The organism is Geodermatophilus sp. SYSU D00703 (genome assembly GCF_054050155.1).
Window position 1 is genome coordinate 39,302 of sequence record NZ_JBJGYU010000010.1, and the last position, 17,480, is coordinate 56,781.

General features: G+C 74.3%; 17 protein-coding genes. 8 read left to right on the forward strand and 9 right to left on the reverse strand.

The genetic code is table 11. From position 1 onward, the window contains the following. Nucleotides 1–7 precede the first annotated feature (7 nt). A complete protein-coding gene (locus tag ACI782_RS12125; protein WP_456909448.1) occupies nt 8–1,147 on the forward strand; it encodes a glycerate kinase in 1,140 nt (379 codons plus the stop codon). 174 nt (nt 1,148–1,321) lie between these two features. Here ACI782_RS12125 and ACI782_RS12130 read toward each other — a convergent pair whose 3' ends face one another. The 5 genes from ACI782_RS12130 to ACI782_RS12150 all read right to left on the reverse strand — a co-directional run bounded on the left by ACI782_RS12130 (nt 1,322) and on the right by ACI782_RS12150 (nt 5,716). Beyond that, nucleotides 1,322–2,305 carry a quinone oxidoreductase family protein gene (locus ACI782_RS12130; protein ID WP_456909450.1) on the reverse strand — a complete coding sequence of 328 codons (984 nt, stop codon included), beginning with the start codon at nt 2,303–2,305 and terminating at the stop codon, nt 1,322–1,324. A 95-nt stretch (nt 2,306–2,400) separates the two neighbouring features. Next, on the reverse strand, nt 2,401–2,760 hold the full coding sequence (locus ACI782_RS12135) for a hypothetical protein (RefSeq protein ID WP_456909452.1): 360 nt from the start codon (nt 2,758–2,760) through the stop codon (nt 2,401–2,403). Nucleotides 2,761–2,791: 31 nt separating this feature from the next. Continuing rightward, nucleotides 2,792–3,655 (reverse strand): DODA-type extradiol aromatic ring-opening family dioxygenase, encoded by an 864-nt coding sequence (locus tag ACI782_RS12140; protein WP_456909454.1) that lies wholly within the window; start codon nt 3,653–3,655, stop codon nt 2,792–2,794. Further along, the gene (locus tag ACI782_RS12145; RefSeq protein WP_456909456.1) at nt 3,648–4,511 is read right to left on the reverse strand and encodes a citryl-CoA lyase; all 864 of its coding nucleotides are present in this window, start codon (nt 4,509–4,511) and stop codon (nt 3,648–3,650) included. Before ACI782_RS12145 ends, ACI782_RS12140 begins: the two co-directional genes overlap by 8 nt. Continuing rightward, nucleotides 4,508–5,716 carry a CaiB/BaiF CoA transferase family protein gene (locus ACI782_RS12150; RefSeq protein ID WP_456909458.1) on the reverse strand — a complete coding sequence of 403 codons (1,209 nt, stop codon included), beginning with the start codon at nt 5,714–5,716 and terminating at the stop codon, nt 4,508–4,510. The genes ACI782_RS12145 and ACI782_RS12150 overlap by 4 nt, the downstream gene beginning before the upstream one ends. A gap of 251 nt (nt 5,717–5,967) precedes the next feature. Here ACI782_RS12150 and ACI782_RS12155 point away from each other — a divergent pair, with 251 nt between their 5' ends. The 4 genes from ACI782_RS12155 (at nt 5,968) to ACI782_RS12170 (ending at nt 10,042) form a co-directional block, all read left to right on the forward strand. Continuing rightward, entirely contained in the window at nt 5,968–7,458 is a 1,491-nt protein-coding gene (locus tag ACI782_RS12155; protein ID WP_456909460.1) for an amidohydrolase family protein, read from the forward strand. A 164-nt stretch (nt 7,459–7,622) separates the two neighbouring features. Beyond that, a complete protein-coding gene (locus ACI782_RS12160) occupies nt 7,623–8,321 on the forward strand; it encodes a Clp protease N-terminal domain-containing protein (RefSeq protein ID WP_456909462.1) in 699 nt (232 codons plus the stop codon). A gap of 79 nt (nt 8,322–8,400) precedes the next feature. After that, on the forward strand, nt 8,401–9,642 hold the full coding sequence (locus ACI782_RS12165) for an acyl-CoA dehydrogenase family protein (RefSeq protein WP_456909464.1): 1,242 nt from the start codon (nt 8,401–8,403) through the stop codon (nt 9,640–9,642). A 22-nt stretch (nt 9,643–9,664) separates the two neighbouring features. Then, nucleotides 9,665–10,042 carry an ester cyclase gene (locus ACI782_RS12170; RefSeq protein ID WP_456909466.1) on the forward strand — a complete coding sequence of 126 codons (378 nt, stop codon included), beginning with the start codon at nt 9,665–9,667 and terminating at the stop codon, nt 10,040–10,042. 8 nt (nt 10,043–10,050) lie between these two features. Here the strand turns inward: ACI782_RS12170 and ACI782_RS12175 are convergent, their stop codons facing one another. From ACI782_RS12175 to ACI782_RS12185, 3 genes are all read right to left on the reverse strand, one after another. Continuing rightward, nucleotides 10,051–11,343 (reverse strand): MFS transporter, encoded by a 1,293-nt coding sequence (locus ACI782_RS12175; protein ID WP_456909468.1) that lies wholly within the window; start codon nt 11,341–11,343, stop codon nt 10,051–10,053. 114 nt (nt 11,344–11,457) lie between these two features. After that, complete coding sequence (locus tag ACI782_RS12180; protein WP_456909470.1) at nt 11,458–12,222, reverse strand: crotonase/enoyl-CoA hydratase family protein; 765 nt, start codon at nt 12,220–12,222, stop codon at nt 11,458–11,460. Between the two features lie 39 nt (nt 12,223–12,261). Further along, the gene (locus ACI782_RS12185; RefSeq protein WP_456909472.1) at nt 12,262–13,425 is read right to left on the reverse strand and encodes a CaiB/BaiF CoA transferase family protein; all 1,164 of its coding nucleotides are present in this window, start codon (nt 13,423–13,425) and stop codon (nt 12,262–12,264) included. 45 nt (nt 13,426–13,470) lie between these two features. Here ACI782_RS12185 and ACI782_RS12190 point away from each other — a divergent pair, with 45 nt between their 5' ends. Beyond that, nucleotides 13,471–13,935 carry a MaoC family dehydratase gene (locus ACI782_RS12190; RefSeq protein ID WP_456909474.1) on the forward strand — a complete coding sequence of 155 codons (465 nt, stop codon included), beginning with the start codon at nt 13,471–13,473 and terminating at the stop codon, nt 13,933–13,935. A 25-nt stretch (nt 13,936–13,960) separates the two neighbouring features. Here ACI782_RS12190 and ACI782_RS12195 read toward each other — a convergent pair whose 3' ends face one another. Beyond that, entirely contained in the window at nt 13,961–15,091 is a 1,131-nt protein-coding gene (locus ACI782_RS12195; protein ID WP_456909476.1) for a serine hydrolase domain-containing protein, read from the reverse strand. Between the two features lie 61 nt (nt 15,092–15,152). Between ACI782_RS12195 and ACI782_RS12200 the strand changes: the two genes are divergently transcribed. Further along, nucleotides 15,153–15,701 carry an MFS transporter gene (locus ACI782_RS12200; protein WP_456909478.1) on the forward strand — a complete coding sequence of 183 codons (549 nt, stop codon included), beginning with the start codon at nt 15,153–15,155 and terminating at the stop codon, nt 15,699–15,701. 1,034 nt (nt 15,702–16,735) lie between these two features. Further along, nucleotides 16,736–17,290 carry an SHOCT domain-containing protein gene (locus ACI782_RS12205; RefSeq protein ID WP_456909480.1) on the forward strand — a complete coding sequence of 185 codons (555 nt, stop codon included), beginning with the start codon at nt 16,736–16,738 and terminating at the stop codon, nt 17,288–17,290. Nucleotides 17,291–17,480 lie beyond the last annotated feature (190 nt).

A 17,480-nucleotide genomic window follows, 5' to 3' on the forward strand; every position in this document is an offset into this window, starting at 1 on the left:
GCGCCCCGTGGCCGTCCGGATCGTCCTCGCCCCCGACAAGTTCAAGGGCTCGCTCACCGCGCCCGAGGTCGCCGCGGCGCTGACCCGTGGGCTCCGGCGGAGCCTGCCGGACGCCGAGGTCGTCGAGCAGCCGATCGCCGACGGCGGCGAGGGCACCGTCGAGATGGTGCTCTCCGCCGGGTTCACCGCCCGCACCTGCGTCGTCCCGGGCCCGCTCGGCGACCCGGTGACCGCGCGGTACGCCCTCCGCGGCGACACCGCCGTCGTCGAGATGTCCGCCGCCGCCGGCCTGGCGCTGCTCCCGCCGCCGGGGCCCACGGAGCAGACGGCGCTGGCCGCCACGACCCTCGGCGCCGGCCGGCTGGTGGCAGACGCCCTCGGTGCGGGCGCGCGGCGGATCGTGATCGGCGTCGGCGGCAGCGCCACCACCGACGGCGGCGCGGGCGCCCTGGTCGGTCTCGGGGCCCGCGTGCTCACCGCGGAGGGGGACGACGTCCCGCCCGGGGGCGCCGGCCTGGCGGACGCGGCGCGGCTGGACATCGCCGGCCTGGACCCGCGGCTGGCCGGCGCGGAGGTCGTGGTGGCCTGCGACGTCGACAACCCGCTCACCGGGCCCGCCGGCGCCGCGGCCGTCTACGGCCCGCAGAAGGGCGCGACGCCGGCGGCGGTGGCCCGGCTGGACGCCGCCCTGGCGCGCTGGGCCGACGTGGTCGCCGCGGCGACCGGCGGCGACCTGCGGGACCGCCCGGGCGCCGGCGCGGCCGGGGGCATCGCGTTCGGGCTGTCGAGCGTGCTGGGAGCGCGGCTGACCCCCGGCGTCGGGCTGCTCATGGAGCTCACCGGGTTCGCCGACGTCGTCCGCGACGCCGCGCTGGTCGTCGTCGGCGAGGGCTCGCTGGACGCCCAGAGCCTGCGCGGCAAGGGCCCGATCGGGCTGGCCGCCCTGGCCCGCGCGGCCGGGACGCCGGTGGTCGCGGTGGCGGGGCGCAGCCTGATCAGCCCTGACGAGGCGCGCGCGGCGGGCCTGGGCGCCGTCCACGCGCTCACCGACCTGGAGCCGGACCCGGCGCGCTGCATGACCGACGCCGCCGCGCTGCTGGAGACCGTCGGGGGGCGGATCGGCGAGGAGCTCCGCGGCGCCTCTTGACGCACCGGTGCCCCCGGGACGGTCGGCGTCCCGGGGGCACCCGTGTCAGGAGGCGGTCAGGCCCGGTCGACGGTGACGTCGACGCGGCCGAAGGCGTGGATGAGGTTGTTCAGCGCGCGCTCGGTGCCCTGCAGGTGGAACCGGGCGACCCGCGGCGCGGACTCAGGCGGGGCGTCAGGCGGGCCGCGCCTCGGGCACCAGGACGACCCGCCGGCCGGTGCCCTCGGCCGTGAGCGCCCAGCCGCGCTCGACCTCCTCGAGCGGCAGCACCTCGTGGTCCAGCCCCAGCGCGCCGCGCTCGGCGTGGCCCAGGACGGCGGTCAGCGCCTGGGCCCGCTGCTGCACCGTGAGCGCGTTGTTCGTGTAGCCCAGCACCTCGGCGCTGCGGCTGCGCAGCACCGAGGAGGAGAAGGTCGCGGTGTCCCCGGAGGCGCCGCCGAGGTTGACCAGCCGCCCGGACGGCGCAAGCACCCGGGAGGCCGCTGTTGCGGCCACGCCGAACACCGGGTCGACGACGACGTCGGCGGCTCCGCGGCAGGCCTCGGCCAGCCGCGCGGTGAGGTCGTCGACGTCCCCCGACAGCGGGACCACCGCGTCCGCGCCCGCCCGGCGCGCCCGCTCCTGCGCCGCCGCCGACCGGCAGACCGCGACCACGCGGCCGGCGCCGAGCAGCCGCGCCGCGCCGACCGCCACCTGGCCGACCGCGCCGCCCGCCCCGAGCACCAGCACCCGCTCGCCCGGCTGCACCCGGCCGCGCCAGGTCAGCGCCATCCAGGCGGCGATCGCGGACAGCCCGAGCGCGGCCACCAGGGTGTCGGGGACCGCCGCGGTCACCGGGACGACGTCGGCGTCGGGCACCGAGCACCGCTCGGCGAGGCTGCCGTCGCCGGGGGCCATGCCGGCGGACGTCGCGAACCACACCCGCGTCCCGGGCGGGTGCGCGCCGGACTCCTCGACCACGCCCACGCCCTGGACGCCGGGGACGTAGGGCGTCGCCGGGGTGCCGAAGTAGGAGGTGCCCGAGGCGCACAGTTGGTCGAGCGGGACGACCGGCGCCGCGGTCACCCGCACCAGCGTCCGCCCCTCCCCCGCCGTCGGGTCGGGGTGCGGCCCGAACGCCGGGGGTGCACCGGGGGTGTGCAGGACGGCGGCGCGCATCTGTTCCTCCTCGGGAGGTGGGACTGCCCCGGCCCCCGGCCCCCTGCAGGGCCCCGCCGCGAGCCTGCGAGCGGTGGGGGGCAGGGGGTCCTTTCTCAGGTGGCGATGTCCGGGTACGGCAGCGTGATGTGCTCCATGGCCTTGCCGTAGGCCTTCTGGTACTCCAGCGGCCCGTGGTCGCGCTCGAACATCGCGATGAAGAGCGTGAGCGTGAGGAACGGGTGGGCGCCCATCTCGAACAGCCGCACGTGGTCGTGCTCGCGCAGCGCCGTCCGCTCCTCGTCGGTGAACGCGAGCCAGGTGGACTTCTCGGCGGCGGTGCAGTTGAGCAGCTCGTTGGCCTTCTCGGCCTCCCACCACTCGACCGTGCCGGCGGGGTCCTCGCGGTAGCGCTCGACCAGCTCGGGGTCGCGGTCGACGGTGAAGAGGAACTTGTCGAGCAGGTACTTGCTCATGCGGCTGTCTCCGTTCCGTTCGTCCGCGGGCTCAGGCCGGGGCCCCGTTGGGGTACCAGGTGAAGTAGGCCTCCATGGTGTGGAACAGGTCGAGGGTGTCGACGTGGTCGGCCTTCCGGCCCTCGCCGGCGACGCCCATCATCAGCATGAAGTCCATGAACCCGTGGGTGGCGTTGCCCGGGGCGTGCAGGCTGTCCAGCGAGACCTCGGCCAGGCAGCCCTCGATGTCGCCGCCGGCGATCCACTCCACGGCCTTGCGGTCGAACTCGGGGTCGGGGCCGTGCTCGCCGAACTGGCGCGGCCCGCCCAGCTCCAGCGACAGGTGGCCGGTGCCGATGATGGCGACCCGCTTGTCGCTCTCCCAGGACTCGACCATCTCCCGGATCGCGCGGCCGAGCTGCACGAACCGCTTCGGCTGCGGCAGCGGCGGGGCGAAGATGTTGGTGTAGATCGGCACGATCGGCAGGTCCGCCTGCGGGCGCAGCGTGATGATCGGACACGTGATGCTGTGGTCGATCCGCAGCTCGTTGGAGAACGCCAGGTCGAAGTCGCGGTCCAGCCCGTCGCGTAGGAGGTGCGCGGCCAGCTCCTCCTCGCCGCGCAGCTTCATCCGCGGCAGCCCGAACTCGCGCTCCTCGTTGTACCAGTTGGCGTCGAACCAGGGCGCCTTGCCGACGAGGAACTGCGGCATGTTGTCCAGCCACAGCTGGTGGAAGTGGTCGCTGCCGACCATCACCAGCACGTCGGGCTCCGCCCTGGTCAGCGTCTCCCGGAACCGCTCGATCTTGGCCACCCACTCGTCGGCGAACGGCGGCCGGTCGGCGCCGGTCGACGTGCTGGCCCGGTAGTAGAAAGGGTGGTGCGTGGACGCGATGACCGCGGCTACTTCAGCCACGACGACCTCCGTTGGTGTCGGTGTCCGAGTGGGTGCCCGGGAGGGGGTCCGGGACGTAGGGGTCGGGCGGGACGGACCGGTTGTTGAGGTCCACCGAGAGGAAGATGTCGTTGCCCACCGGGGAGCGCAGCTCCTCGGCCAGCTGGCCGATCAGCCCGGCGGTGCGGGCCAGCAGCGCGAACCCGCGCAGCAGCTCCAGCGGCAGCCCGAGGTCGGCCAGCGCCGCGCCGCACACCCCGGCGCCGTTGAGCGGCAGCGTCCTGCCGAGCACCTGCGGGTGCACGCGGCCGATCGCGGCGAACAGCGACAGGTGCGGGCCGTACCGGCCCTCCTCCGCGGCGATCGCGAACAGCCGCGGCGTGCGCGGGTCGCCGTTCTTGTGCACGTGGTGCCCGAGGCCCGGGACGAAGCGGCGCGCGGCCCGCTGGGCGGTCACCGTCTCCAGGGCCAGGGCGTCCCAGCCGGCGTCGTCGGTCGGCAGGTCGCCGTCCACGCCGGTGAGGACGTCGTGCAGGAAGCGGCCGCAGTCCTCGGTCACCCCGAGGAACCGGGAGCCGCCGCCGAGCAGGCCCGCCGCCAGCGCGCCCTGCACCGAGTCCGGCGCGGACAGGTAGGTCAGCCGGGTGACGATAGCCGTCGGGGTGAAGCCGTGGTCGGCCAGCGCCGCCAGGACCGCCTCGAAGACCCGCGCCTCCCCCTTCGACGGCCGGCGCTGAGTGGCCAGCCAGAAGGCCAGCTCGCCGAAGCCGACCTCGCCCATGACGTCGCGGGCCAGGTCCTGCCCGAGCAGCGTGATGCTCTCCAGGCTGGAGGCGCCCAGCGCCGTCGGGTACACCGGGCGTCCGTCGTCCGTCACGCGTCCTCCTCGCCGGCGCTGCGGGCGACCGGCGCGGCCAGCCACTCGCGGATCTCCGCACCGTGCTGGTCGAGGCGGGGCGGTGGCAAGCGGTAGTCGGCCGGGGTGGAAGAGAACGTGATCGGGTTGCGCACTGAGGGCACCGCGTCGTCCCCCTCCCCCACGCTGACGACGGGGTCGAGGCCGACCTCCTGGGCGAAGGCGACGCCCTGGTCGACGGTGTTGATCGGTCCGCAGGGCACGCCGGCGGCGATGATGTCGCGGAACCACTCCTGCTTGGTGCGGGTGCGCAGCCGCTCGACCAGCAGCGGCCGCAGCTGGTCGCGGTTGGCGGTGCGGTCCTCGTTGCGCAGGAAGCGGGGGTCGTCGGCGAGCTCGGGCACGCCGAGGACCTCGACCAGCTTGCGGAACTGCCCGCTGTTCCCGGCAGTGACGATCAGGTCGCCGTCCGCGCACGGCAGGGGCTCGTACGGGAACAGGCTGGGGTGGCTGTTGCCCATCCGGAACGGGACGACGCCGCCGGCGACGTACGCGCTGGAGTGGTTGACCAGCCCGGACAGCGCCGAGGCCAGCAGGTTGACCTCCACGTGCTGGCCCGCGCCGGTCTCGTGGCGGGCGTTGAGCGCGCTCAGGATGCCGATGCTCGCGTGCAGGCCGGCCATCACGTCGAACACCGAGATGCCGGCGCGGTACGGCTCGCCGTCCGGGTCGCCGGTGAGGCTCATCAAGCCGGAGATGGCCTGCACGATGAGGTCGTAGCCGGGCAGCTTCCGGCCCTCCGGGCCGCTGCCGAAGCCGCTGATCGACGCGTAGACGACGCCCGGGTTGCCCTCGGCCACGGTCTCGTAGTCCAGGCCGAAGCGGGCCAGGCCGCCGGGCTTGAAGTTCTCCACGAACACGTCCGCGCGGCGGGCCAGCTCGCGGGCCGCGGCGGCGTCGTCGGGGTCCTTGAGGTCCAGCGCGATCGACCGCTTGTTGCGGTTGACGCCGAGGTAGTAGGTCGAGATGCCGTCGCGGACCGGCGGGGCCCAGCTGCGGGTGTCGTCACCGGCGGGGCTCTCCACCTTGACGACCTCGGCGCCCAGGTCGGCGAGCAGCATGGTCGCGTAGGGCCCGGCCAGGACGCGGGAGAAGTCGGCGACCAGCAGACCCGCGAGGGGCCCCCGCCCCGGCGTCGCACCCGGGACGAGCTGCTGTGCGGTCATGGGTCAGTGCACCTCTCATGGCTCGGTGACCGGCATGCGGACGTTGGTCCGCAATGCATGGGCCGGAGTCTTCGCCCGGTACCCAGAGGTGTCAAGCAACACTCTTTCCTCCTGTCGACCGAGGCGCTACGCGCGGGCGCGTCTTGACAGCCTCCTCGCGCCGCGACGAAGGTGACCAGGTCCGAGGTACTGACCGGTATACGGACGCAGGTCCGCTGCGGTCGCGAGTCGCGAGTCTCGAGGAGGAGACGATGACCAGTTCCGCCGAGGGGGCCGTCCCCCAGCCCGGCCGGCCCGTGCTGCTGCGCGGGGGCACGGTGCTGACCATGGACGCCGCCTGCACCGTCCTGCCCGACGCCGACGTCCTCGTCGTCGACGACCGGATCGCGGCCGTGGGCCCGGGCCTGGAGGCTCCCGAGGGCGCCCTGGTCATCGACGCCAGTGGCGGCATCGTCATGCCCGGCATGATCGACACCCACCGGCACATGTGGCAGACCGCCATGCGCGGCTACGGCGCCGACTGGACGCTCACCCAGTACTTCGTCTGGTACTACCTCGAGCACGGCAAGAAGTTCCGCCCCGAGGACGTCGCCGCCGGCAACCGGCTGGCCGCCATCGAGTCCCTCGACGCCGGCGTCACCACGACCGTCGACTGGTCGCACGGCCTGTCGTCGGTGGAGCACGGCGAGGCCGCGCTGGAGGCGCTGCGCTCGGTCCCCGGCCGGTTCGTGCTCGCCTACGGCAACATCCAGCAGGGCCCGTGGGAGTGGACCGCCGACCCCGCCGTCCGGTCGTTCCTCGAGCGGCTGCGCGACGCGCGCGACGACAGGATGGGCGTGCAGATCGCCTTCGACGTCACCGGCGACCCGGCGTTCCCCGAGAAGGCCGCCTTCGAGGCCGCCCGCGACCTCGGCATCCCGGTCACCACCCACGCCGGGGTGTGGGGCGCCACGAGCGACACCGGCATCCAGCAGATGCACGAGCACGGGTTCATGACGCCCGAGACCACGTACGTGCACGCCTCGACGCTCACCCGGGACAGCTACCAGCGGATCGCCGCCACCGGCGGGTCGATCTCGGTGGCCACCGAGTCCGAGTGCAGCGCCGGGCAAGGCCACGCCCCCACCGAGCAGGTGCTGCAGTACGGCATCCCGGTGTCGCTCTCGGCGGACACCAGCGTGTGGTGGAGCGGCGACATGTTCTCCGCGATCCGGGCCACGCTGAACACCGACCGCATGTCCGAGCACATGGACGCCCACCTCAAGGGCGAGACGATCACCCACCTGCGGCTGCGGGCCCAGCAGGTCGTCGAGTGGGCGACCCGCGGCGGCGCGCACACCATCGGCCGGGACGACGACCTCGGCAGCCTCGAGGCGGGCAAGAAGGCCGACGTCGTGCTCGTCAAGAACGACCGGTCGCCGGTGTCCTTCCCGCTGCTGAACCCGCTGGGCCACGTCGCCTTCCAGGCGCAGCGCGCGGACGTGCACACGGTCATCGTCGACGGCCGGGTCGTGAAGTACGCGCACGAGCTGGTCGGTGTGGACCTGGCAGCGGTCCGGCGCGAGGTCGAGGCGACCGTCGACCACCTGCGCGCCGAGCTCGGCGAGGAGGCGTGGACCGCGGGGATGTTCCCGGACAAGCCCGCCGCGGAGGCGGAGATCCTCGAGAACCCGTACCGGTACACCGACTTCAAGGACGAGTCCAAGCGCGCCGGCGGCGAGGACCGCGTGCTGGGTCGCTGAGGTCGGCAGCGGAACCGGGCGAGGTCGCCGATCTCGCCCGGTTCCGCTGCCGCAGGCGTGCGAGATCGGCGATCTCGCCGGAGAGGCCCGGCGGGCGGCGGAGGCGACCGGCTGAGCGTCAACCGCGCGTTGACACCTGGCTAGCGTCAACCTACGGTTGACACATGACTCCTCCGGTCCAGATGTCCAACCCCGTCCGCCTCGACGACCTGATCGCCGCCGTCCGGAAGGTGGACGAGGACGTCCTCGCCCAGCTCTCCAGCGCGGTGCTGCTGGCCGACGCCGTCGGTGAGGTGGCCGACTCCCTGATCGGCCACTTCGTCGACCAGGCCCGCCGGTCGGGCGCCTCCTGGTCGGACATCGGCCGCAGCATGGGCGTCACCCGGCAGGCGGCGCAGAAGAGGTTCGTGGGCAGGGCGTCCGGTCAGCCGCCGGCACCCGACGGCTTCGGCCGCTTCACCGAGTCGGCTCGCAACGTCGTGGTGGCGGCCCAGAACGAGGCCCGGGCCGCCGGCAGCCCCGAGATCGGCACCGCGCACCTGGTCCTGGGGCTGCTGGCCGCCTCCGACGGCGCCGCGGCCCGGGCGCTGCTCGCCGACGGCCGCACGGCCGAGGCCGTCCGGACCGCCGCGGCCGGCACGTTCCCCCCGCCGGTGGCGGACGTGCCCGACTTCGTGCCCTTCGACGAGGCGGCGCGGCAGGCCCTGGAGCGCACCTTCGCCGTGGCCGAGCGGCGGGGGGACGACGCGATCGACACCGAGCACCTGCTGTTCGCGCTGCTCGAGGTCGAGGAGGGCGCCGGGCTGCTGACCGGTCTCGGCGTCACGGCGGACGGCGTCGAGGGGGCGCTCGCCGCGGGCTGAGACGGGTGGTCGCGCGGTCGGGCCGGGGAGTCCCTACGGTCGCAGGAGGAGCGTCCACCCGGCCCGACTGGAGGTCCCGATGACCGCGTACGACCTGGCCGCCCCCTCGGCCCGCGCCCGGGAGCTGTACGACAGCATGCTCGCCTTCATGCGGGAGGAGGTGCTGCCCGCGGAGGCGGACTACCAGGCGCACCGCCGCGCGGCCGGCCCCGACGGCCACGAGGTGCCGCCGGTCATCGAGGAGCTCAAGCGCAAGGCCCGCGAGCGGGGCCTGTGGAACCTGTTCCTGCCCGCGGAGTCGGGGCTCACCCAGCTCGAGTACGCGCCGATCGCGGAGCTGTCCGGCTGGAGCCTGGACCTGGCGCCGGAGGCCATCAACTGCGCCGCCCCGGACACCGGCAACATGGAACTGCTGCACCTGCTGGGCACCGAGCAGCAGAAGAAGGAGTGGCTGGAGCCGCTGCTCAACGGCGAGATCCGTTCGGCCTTCGCCATGACCGAGCCCGACGTGGCCAGCAGCGACGCGACCAACATCGGCACCCGCGTCGTTCGGGACGGCGACGAGTACGTCGTCAACGGCCGCAAGTGGTGGACCAGCGGCGCGATGGACGCGCGGTGCGCGCTGTTCATCCTCATGGGCAAGACCGACCCGTCGGCGCCGGCGCACCGGCAGCAGACGATGGTGATCGTGCCGCGGGACACCCCCGGCGTGACCGTCGTCCGCGACTACCCGGTGATGGGCCACCACGACCAGCACGGGCACGCGCAGGTGCGGTTCGAGGACGTGCGGGTGCCGGTGACCAACGTCGTCGGCGAGGAGGGCGGCGGGTTCGCCGCGGCCCAGGCGCGGCTGGGCCCGGGCCGGATCCACCACTGCATGCGGGCGCTCGGGGCGGCCGAGCGGGCCCTGGCCCTGCTGGTGCAGCGCGCCCAGGAGAGGGTGGCGTTCGGCGGGCCGCTGGCCGACCAGGGCGTCGTCCAACAGCAGGTGGCCGAGTCCCGGCTGGAGATCGAGCAGGCCCGGCTGCTGTGCCACCTCGCCTGCCAGGTCATCGACACCGAGGGCAACAAGGCGGCGCGGAACCTGGTCGCCATGGCCAAGGTCGCCGTCCCGCGGGCCGCGACCCGGGTGATCGACCGGGCGATCCAGGTGCACGGCGGCGCGGGGATGACCGACGTGACGCCGCTGGCGGCCATGTACGCCTGGCACCGGGCCATGCGGCTCTTCGACGGCCCGGACGAGGTGCACCTGCGGTCGGTGGCCCGCGCCGAGCTCCGCCGCGAGCCGCTGCTGCCGGCCGGCCGCCCGGTCGTCGACTGACGCGTCCCTAAGATCGCCCGTCGTGGAGCAGCAAGCGGGGACGGCGATCGTGCGGCGCTACTGGGACGGGCTGTGGAACCGGCGTGACCTCGGCGTCATCGACGAGCTGATCGCCGACCCCTACGTCCGGCACTCCTCCTCCGGCACGCGGTCGCTGAGCCGCGTCGAGTTCAAGCGGGAGGTCAGCGCCTCCTGGCAGCTGCTGCACGACCCGGCGACCACGGTCGACGACCAGGTGGCCGCCGGCGACCGGGTGTGGACCCGCGCCACGACGACGGGGGTCAACCTCGACACCGGGGAGACCACGGTGGTCACGTGGCTGGTGGTGCACCGGGTGGCCGGCGGCCGGATCGTGGAGTCCTGGAGCGCCACGATCCCCGGGGTCGACTGGCGCGGCTGACGCCGGGATCAGCCCAGGTCGCGCAGGCGGGTGGCCGCGGCCACCCGCCTGCGGCTGACCAGCGCGAACAGGAGCACGAAGAGCAGCACGCCGCCGCCCATCCCGGCCAGGGTGACGCGCAGCCCGGCGACGTCGGCGAGCAGCCCCAGCGGCAGCGCGGCGATGCCGAAGGCGCCGAAGCTGAGCATGATCAGCCCTTGCACGCGGCCGTGGTACTCCATGTCCGACAGCGCGAGCAGCTGCGACTGGTTGGTGGTCTGGAAGGCGAGCATCGAGCCGCCCAGCAGCAGCAGGACGACGACGGCGACGTAGGCGTTGGGCGCGACGGCCAGCCCGACGATCGCCAGCCCGAACAGGGCTCCGGAGAGCGCGAACACGCGGGTCTCCCCGGTCCGCGACGAGCGCCGGCCCAGCAGCAGGCCCGCCGTCACGCCGCCGACCGCGGAGGTCGCCGACAGGACGCCGTAGCCGACCGAGCCCAGCCCGTACAGGTCGCTGGAGATGGTCGGCATGAACGCCAGGTACGGCATCCCGCACATGGTCACGCCGATCCCGCACCAGGTCAGCGCGGACAGCTCGGGGTGCCGGCGGACGTAGCGCACGCCGTCGGCCAGCTCCCCCAGCGGCGAGCGGTCCGACGGCTCCCCGCGCCGGTGCCCGGGCGGCAGTGCCCCGGTGAGCAGGACGCCGAGCGTGGCGAGGACCGCGCTGGCCAGGAAGATCGCCTCGGTCCCCCAGGTCACCGCGCCGATGACCACGCCGGCCAGCGCCGGGCCGACGACCCGGCTGACCTCGGTGTTGACCAGCAGCAGGGACACCGCCTGGGGCACCGACCCCCGGGGCACCAGCTCGGCGAGGAAGGCCATGCGGGCGGGGTTGAACAGCGCGAACCCGACCGCCTGCAGCACGCCGGCGCCGAGCAGCATCCAGTAGGCGATGACGTCGAACAGGACGGCCAGCCCGATCCAGGCGCTCGACGTCGCCAGCAGCAGCACCGAGGTCTGCAGCACGAGGCGTTTCGGCAGCCGGTCGGCCGCGACCCCGCCCCAGGGGGTGGCCACCAGCAGGGCGACGCCGAAGGAGAGCAGCACCCCGCCGAGCGCGGCGTTGGAGCCGGTGAGCTGGAAGGCCAGCCAGCTGCGGGCGATGGCCTGGGCCATGACGCCGATGAACACCGCCGCGGCGTTGAGGTACAGCACGAGGAAGCCGCCGATCCGCAGGATGCCCAGGGCGCCGAGCGGTGGCGGGGCCGCCGTCGGCCCGGGGGCGGTCCCGGCGTCCGGCGTGGTCTCCGCGCTCATGGTCCCCCTCGATCGGCGTGCGCCGGTCCTCCGGTCGCGACTGCTCCCGACCGGTCTACCACCGCGGACCCGCCGGTTCCGAGCCGACTCCCGGCAGGCGGAGGACCGGCTCGCTCAGCGCCCGCGCCACACCGGCGGGCGCTTCTCCGCGAACGCGGCGGCGCCCTCGCGGGCGTCCTCGCTGGCGAAGACGGGCCCGACGAGGTCGTCCTGGCGCGACCAGCCCTCGGCGGTGGTCCAGTCGGTGCTGTTGCGGGCCACCTGCTTGGTGGCGGCCACCGCGAGCGGCCCGTTCGCCGCGATCGTCGCCGCCAGCGCGAGGGCCCCGTCGAGCGCGCCGCCCTCCAGGGTCAGCCGGTTGACCAGCCCGACCGCCGCCGCCCGGGGGGCGTCGATCGGCTCTCCGGTCAGCAGCATCTCCAGGGCGACGTTGAACGGCACCCGCCGCGGCAGCAAGAGCGCGGCGCCGCCGGCCGCGACCAGCGAGCGCTTGACCTCCGGGACGCCGAAGCGCGCCGTCTCCGCGGCCACGACGAGGTCGCAGGCCAGCAGCAGCTCGAAGCCGCCGGCCAGCGCCCACCCCTCGACCGCGCCGATGAGCGGCTTGCGCGGCGGGGTCCGGGTGATGCCGCACAGCCCGCGGCCCTCGATCGCCGGGGTCTCCCCGCGCAGGAACGCCTTGAGGTCCATGCCGGCCGAGAAGGTGCCCCCCGCGCCGGTGAGCACGCCGACCCGCAGGTCGTCGGAGGCGTCGAGCTCGTCGACGGCCGCGGCCACGGCCACGGCGACGGCGCGGGTCAGCGCGTTGCGCGCCTCCGGCCGGTTGAGCGTGATCACCTGCACGGCGTCGTGCCGCTCGACCAGTACCTCGTCCGCCACGGGCTCCTCCGGATCCTCGTCGTGGGTCAGCGGCCCGGGTCAGTCGGCCTGGACCACCGCGCCGGCCTCCAGCAGCCGGTCGACCTCGTCGGCGGGGAAGCCCCACGCCTCCAGCGCCGTCCGCGTGTCCTGCCCCGGTGCCCGCGGGGCGCCGCGGACCGCGCCGGGGGTCCGGGAGAAGCGCGGGGCGGGCGCCGGCTGCGGGCCGCCGTCGCGGTCGGTGAACGTGCCGCGGGCGGCCAGGTGCGGGTGCGCCGGGGCCTCGGTGAGCCCGAGGACCGGGGTGACGCACGCGTCGGTGCCCTCGAAGACCGCAGTCCACTCGCCGCGGGTGCGGGTGGCGAACACCTCGGCGATCCGCTCCCGCTGGTCGGGCCACCGGTCGACGTCGTACTGGCCGCCGGGCAGGTCGCCGTCGAAGCCGAGCCCGTGCAGGAACTGGGCGTAGAACTGCGGCTCGAGGGCGCCGACCGCCACGTGCCGGCCGTCGGCGCAGGCGTAGGTGTCGTAGAACGGCGCGCCGCCGTCGAGCAGGTTCGCCGCCCGCCGGTCCTGCCAGAGCCCGGCGCCGAGCATCCCGTAGACCATCGTGACCAGGGCGCTGGCGCCGTCCACCATCGCGGCGTCGACGACCTGCCCCTGTCCGCTGGTGCCCCGCTCCAGCAGGGCCGCGAGGACGCCGACGACGAGGAACATCGCCCCGCCGCCGAAGTCGGCGCCGATGTTGAGCGGAGGCACCGGCTTGTCCGCCGGCCCGATGGCGTGCAGCGCGCCGGTGAGGCCGAGGTAGTTGATGTCGTGGCCGGCGCGGGCGGCGAGCGGCCCCTCCTGGCCCCAGCCGGTCATCCGGGCGTAGACCAGCCGCGGGTTGCGCGCGGCGCAGTCCTCGGGCCCGACGCCGAGCCGCTCGGTGACGCCCGGCCGCAGTCCCTCGACGAGCACGTCGGCGGACTCGGCCAGCCGCAGGACGACGTCCCGGCCGGCCGGGGTCTTCAGGTCGACGGCGATCGACGGGCGGCTGCGGTGCAGCGCCTCCTTCTCCGGGGACACCAGCTGCGTGCCGCCCCCGGGCCGGTCGACCCGGACGACGTCGGCGCCGAGCTCGGCCAGCAGCATGCAGGCGAAGGGGGCGGGGCCCAACCCGGCCAGCTCGACGACGCGGGTGCCCGCCAGGGGGCCGGAGGTGGGCTGCACGCCGGTCACGCTAGCAACCTGTGACGACGGCCACCGGCCGCTACGTTCGTGCAGGTGAGCGACTTCCCCCAGGCGACGGAGCGCTGGTTCGAGGACTACGTGCCCGGGACGACCGCCGAGGTCGGCCGGCTGCGGGTGGAGGAGGCCGACGTCGTCGACTTCGGCCGGCGCTTCGACCCGCAGCCGTTCCACGTCGACGCGCAGGCCGCCGCGGCCGGCCCGTTCGGCGGCCTGATCGCCAGCGGCTGGCACACCTGCGCGCTGATGATGCGGCTGTTCGCCGACGAGTACCTCTCCCCCGTCTCCAGCCTCGGGTCCCCCGGCGTCGACGAGCTGCGCTGGATCGCGCCGGTGCGCCCCGGCGACGAGCTGACCCTGCGGACCACCGTCGAGGAGGCCCGGCTGTCGCGGTCCAAGCCCGACCGGGGCCTGGTGCGCACCCGGATCGAGCTGCTGAACCAGGACGGCGTGGTCGCGCTGACCATGGTGGCGATGAACCTGATCCGCACCCGCCCATGAGGGCCTTTGTGGCCACGATGGCCGCTCAGAGGCAGGCGGTGAGGGTCTGCCAGAACTCGACCGGCTCGTCGTCGGGGCCGCCGTACAGGCGCTGGGTGAGCAGGACGGCGACCAGGTCGTGGGCGGGGTCGGCCCAGGCGCTGGTGCCGGTGCCGCCGTCCCAGCCCCACCGGCCGGGCGTCGCCCAGGGGCGGACGGCCTCCACGCAGACCCCGACCTGCAGGCCCCAGGACGTCCCCGGCCCCAGGACCTCGGCCGCGGCGGCCCGCTGGGCGGCGGTCAGGGCGTCGGCGGTCATCGCGGCGACCGCCGGAGCGGGCAGCACGGGGCCGCCACCGTCGGCCAGGGCGGCGAGGAAGGCGAGGACCTCCGGCGCGGTCGACACCAGGCCCGCGGCCAGGCTCTCGAAGCGGGGCGGCCGGCCGAGGCCGCCGGGCGCGTCGACCTCCTCCATCCCGGCGTCGGTCGGCAGGTAGCAGGTGGCCAGCCGATCCGGGGCCGGCGTCCAGAAGGCGGTGTCGACGAGGCCGAGGGGCCCGGTCACCCGCTCGGCCAGCAGGTCGGCGACGGAGCGGCCGGTGGCGCGGGCGACCAGGACGCCGAGCACGTCGCTGGCCAGGTGGTAGAGCCAGACCTCGCCGGGCTGTGCGGCCAGCGGCAGCTCACCGAGCCGGCGCAGGTACTCGTCCGGCTCCACCGGCGGCCCCCACGGCCCCGGGGCGATCTGCCGCTCCTCGACGGCGCGGTCGAGCGGGCTGCCGTCCCAGAGCCCGCCGAAGCCCGGGGTGTTGGTCAGCAGGTGCCGGACGGTGATCGGCCGTTGCGCGGGGACGGTGTCGGACAGCGGACCGGCCCGGTCGCGGAGCACGCGCGGTGCCGCCAGCTCGGGCAGCCAGCGGTCCACGGGGTCGTCGAAGCCGAGGACGCCGTCCTCGACCAGCGCGAGCGCGAGCGCCCCGGCGAACGGCTTGGTCACCGAGGCGAGCCGGAACAGGGTGTCCTCGCGCATCGGCGCGGCTCGGCCGAACGCCGTCGTCCCGCCGGTGAGCACCGCGGTCTCGCCGCGGTGCCGGACGGCGGCGACGAAGCCGGGCAGCCGGCCGGTGTCGACCTGGCGCTGCAGCACGGTCCGGACGGGCTCGAGGCGCAGGCTCATTCCGTGTCGACCCCCGCCGGCCCCGGGACTCATCGGCAGGGGCCTCCATACTCCGGCGCTCGTGGCTGCAGACTGCAACGGTGACCTCGGACGCCGGCGCACCGAACCCTGCCGGTGGCCGGCGCTCGCGGTCTGCCTGACGGCGGTCCTCCTCCCGCTGCTCAACGTCAGCATCGTGGTCGTCGCACTGCCCTCGATCGGCCGCGGGCTCGGCGGGGATGCGGCGGACCTGCAGTGGGTGGTCTCCGGCTACGCGTTGGCGTTCGGCATGGTCCCGATCGTCGGCGGCCGGTTCGGGGACGACCGCGGTCGCCGACGAGTGCTGCTCGCCGGCGTCGGCGCGTTCACCACGTGCAGCGCGCTCGTCGGGCTGGCGGCGACCGCGGGGGCGATGATCGCCGCCCGGGTGCTGCAGGGGCTGGCCGCCGGGATCATCAACCCCCAGGTCGCCGGCCTGGTCCAGCAGCTGTTCCCGCCGGCCGAGCGCGAGACGGCGTTCGGTGCGCTCGGCGCCGCGGTCGGCGTCACGACCGCCGCCGGGCCGGTCGTGGGCGGCCTGGCCGTGCGCGACCTCCGCCACCGGCGACTGCCGGCGCCCGCCGGCGCCTGAGCGAGCCGCGTCCCACCCGCCGGCACTCAGGCCCCCGACTGATCGCGACAGGAGGTCGGTCGCGTCGAGTGGGAGGAGGCCGCACCCGGACATGCGGTGTCCCTGAGAGCGGCTTCTGAGACGCGCGTGTCCCTTGAGCGTCCGGTGTGTGAACCGTCCAGTCGGGCGGCCATCAGAGCGGCGGCCGCGGGCCACGCGTCGGCGCGAATCGTCATGGGGAGGCGACTACGGTTTGTTGGGTGGATCTCCACTGCGATCGGTGCGACTTGCCACGTGCGTACTGTTCCCACGGGAAGCGGGATCGCGATGCGCGGCGGACCAACAGTGTCGGTTGGCTGGAGATTTCCCCTGCCCATGTCGCCCACTTCCCCGGCCGTCATCACAAGGGCGACGACCCCGACCGCAGTCGGTGGGGTGAGATTCGACTGGATGCCCCCCGCGCGTGGGAGCGGCTGGGAAACGGGGACATCGTTGCCGCCGATGCAGGCGAACGAGTCGGGCTCGCGGCGCGCAGTCGCTGCCGCGACTGCCTGAGCCACGGCCCATGGGATGACCGACCCTGAACGGGAACGCCCCGCCTGCCGGAGCGTGCGGGGCGCTGGAAGCCGCGGTCCTATCAATCGGACGCCCTCGAAAGCGCTGCATCAGCTCAGCCTTCCTCGCCGTGAACTCGGCTCGGTGAACACGCCCGCATCCCGGAACTCGGCGAGTTTGCGCAGCTGATCCAGAGGTCGGGGTCGGGCGCTGCTCTCCACAGGGGCGGTGACGACGGGTGCAACGTTGGCGGCTCGAGGCACCGTCCGTCAGCCGGGGCAAGCACCGACAGCGCCCCAGGGTTGGTACTGCGATCTGCAACAGACTTCGCCCCGAAGGCGGCTCCAGGGACACCTACTGAGACGGCGTCCTAGGTCTGGAGCGACCGTACCTGGGACGTGTGGCGAGCCCGGGGCTGGTGTGAAGACTGAACAGCATCCCGGTAGGCGAAACCAGCGATCCGTCCGAACGACGTCGGCAAGTCTCGTTACGGTCCAGTCATGTTCGAAGGAATGGGCGGCCAGGGCAAGGTCGTAGGCGGCCACTACATCAACTCGGCCGTGTTCACCGGCAACAAGGGCGACCTTGTCATCCAAACGGGCTTCAGGGGGCGGAAGCTGACCGCCGCCGAAGTCGCAGAGTGGACAGAGATCACCGCTGAGACGGGCGGCGGCTCTGCAGCGGCTGGCGCAGTTGGCAAGATCGTTGCGGGCGCAGTCCTGCCTGGCCTCATGGGCAAGGTGGCGGGGGCCGCGATCGATGCCACCCTCGGGTCGACCGCCCGTCCACCGCGCACCATCCGCGTCGACTGGTCGGACGGAAAGCAGTCCCTCATCCGGCTGCCGGAGAAGCTCTTCATCCACCTCACAGTCGTCCTCAAGGAGCGCCAGGCCACGGCGACTCTCGCGCCCGGGTCCGACCCCGTCGCCGCGCAGTCAGCACCTCAGTTGGATGTTGCGGAGCAGATCGGGAAACTCGCGCTCCTCCGCGATCAAGGAGCCCTCACCGAGGAGGAGTTCGCAAGCAAGAAGGGCGAATTGCTTGCACGTCTCTGACGCCGCCGCAGTGTGACCAGAGCTACCTCCTAGCGGTTTCAGTCGGGGCGGCCTGATCGGCACGCGACGGCTGCGGTGCGAGCCGGCGGAAGGTTCCCCGACGACTGACGCCGACGACCCGGCCGCCCCTGTGCACTTGCGGACGTGTCCCTGAGTGGGCCGCTATGGGACAGCCGGCCTGGCTCGCCGT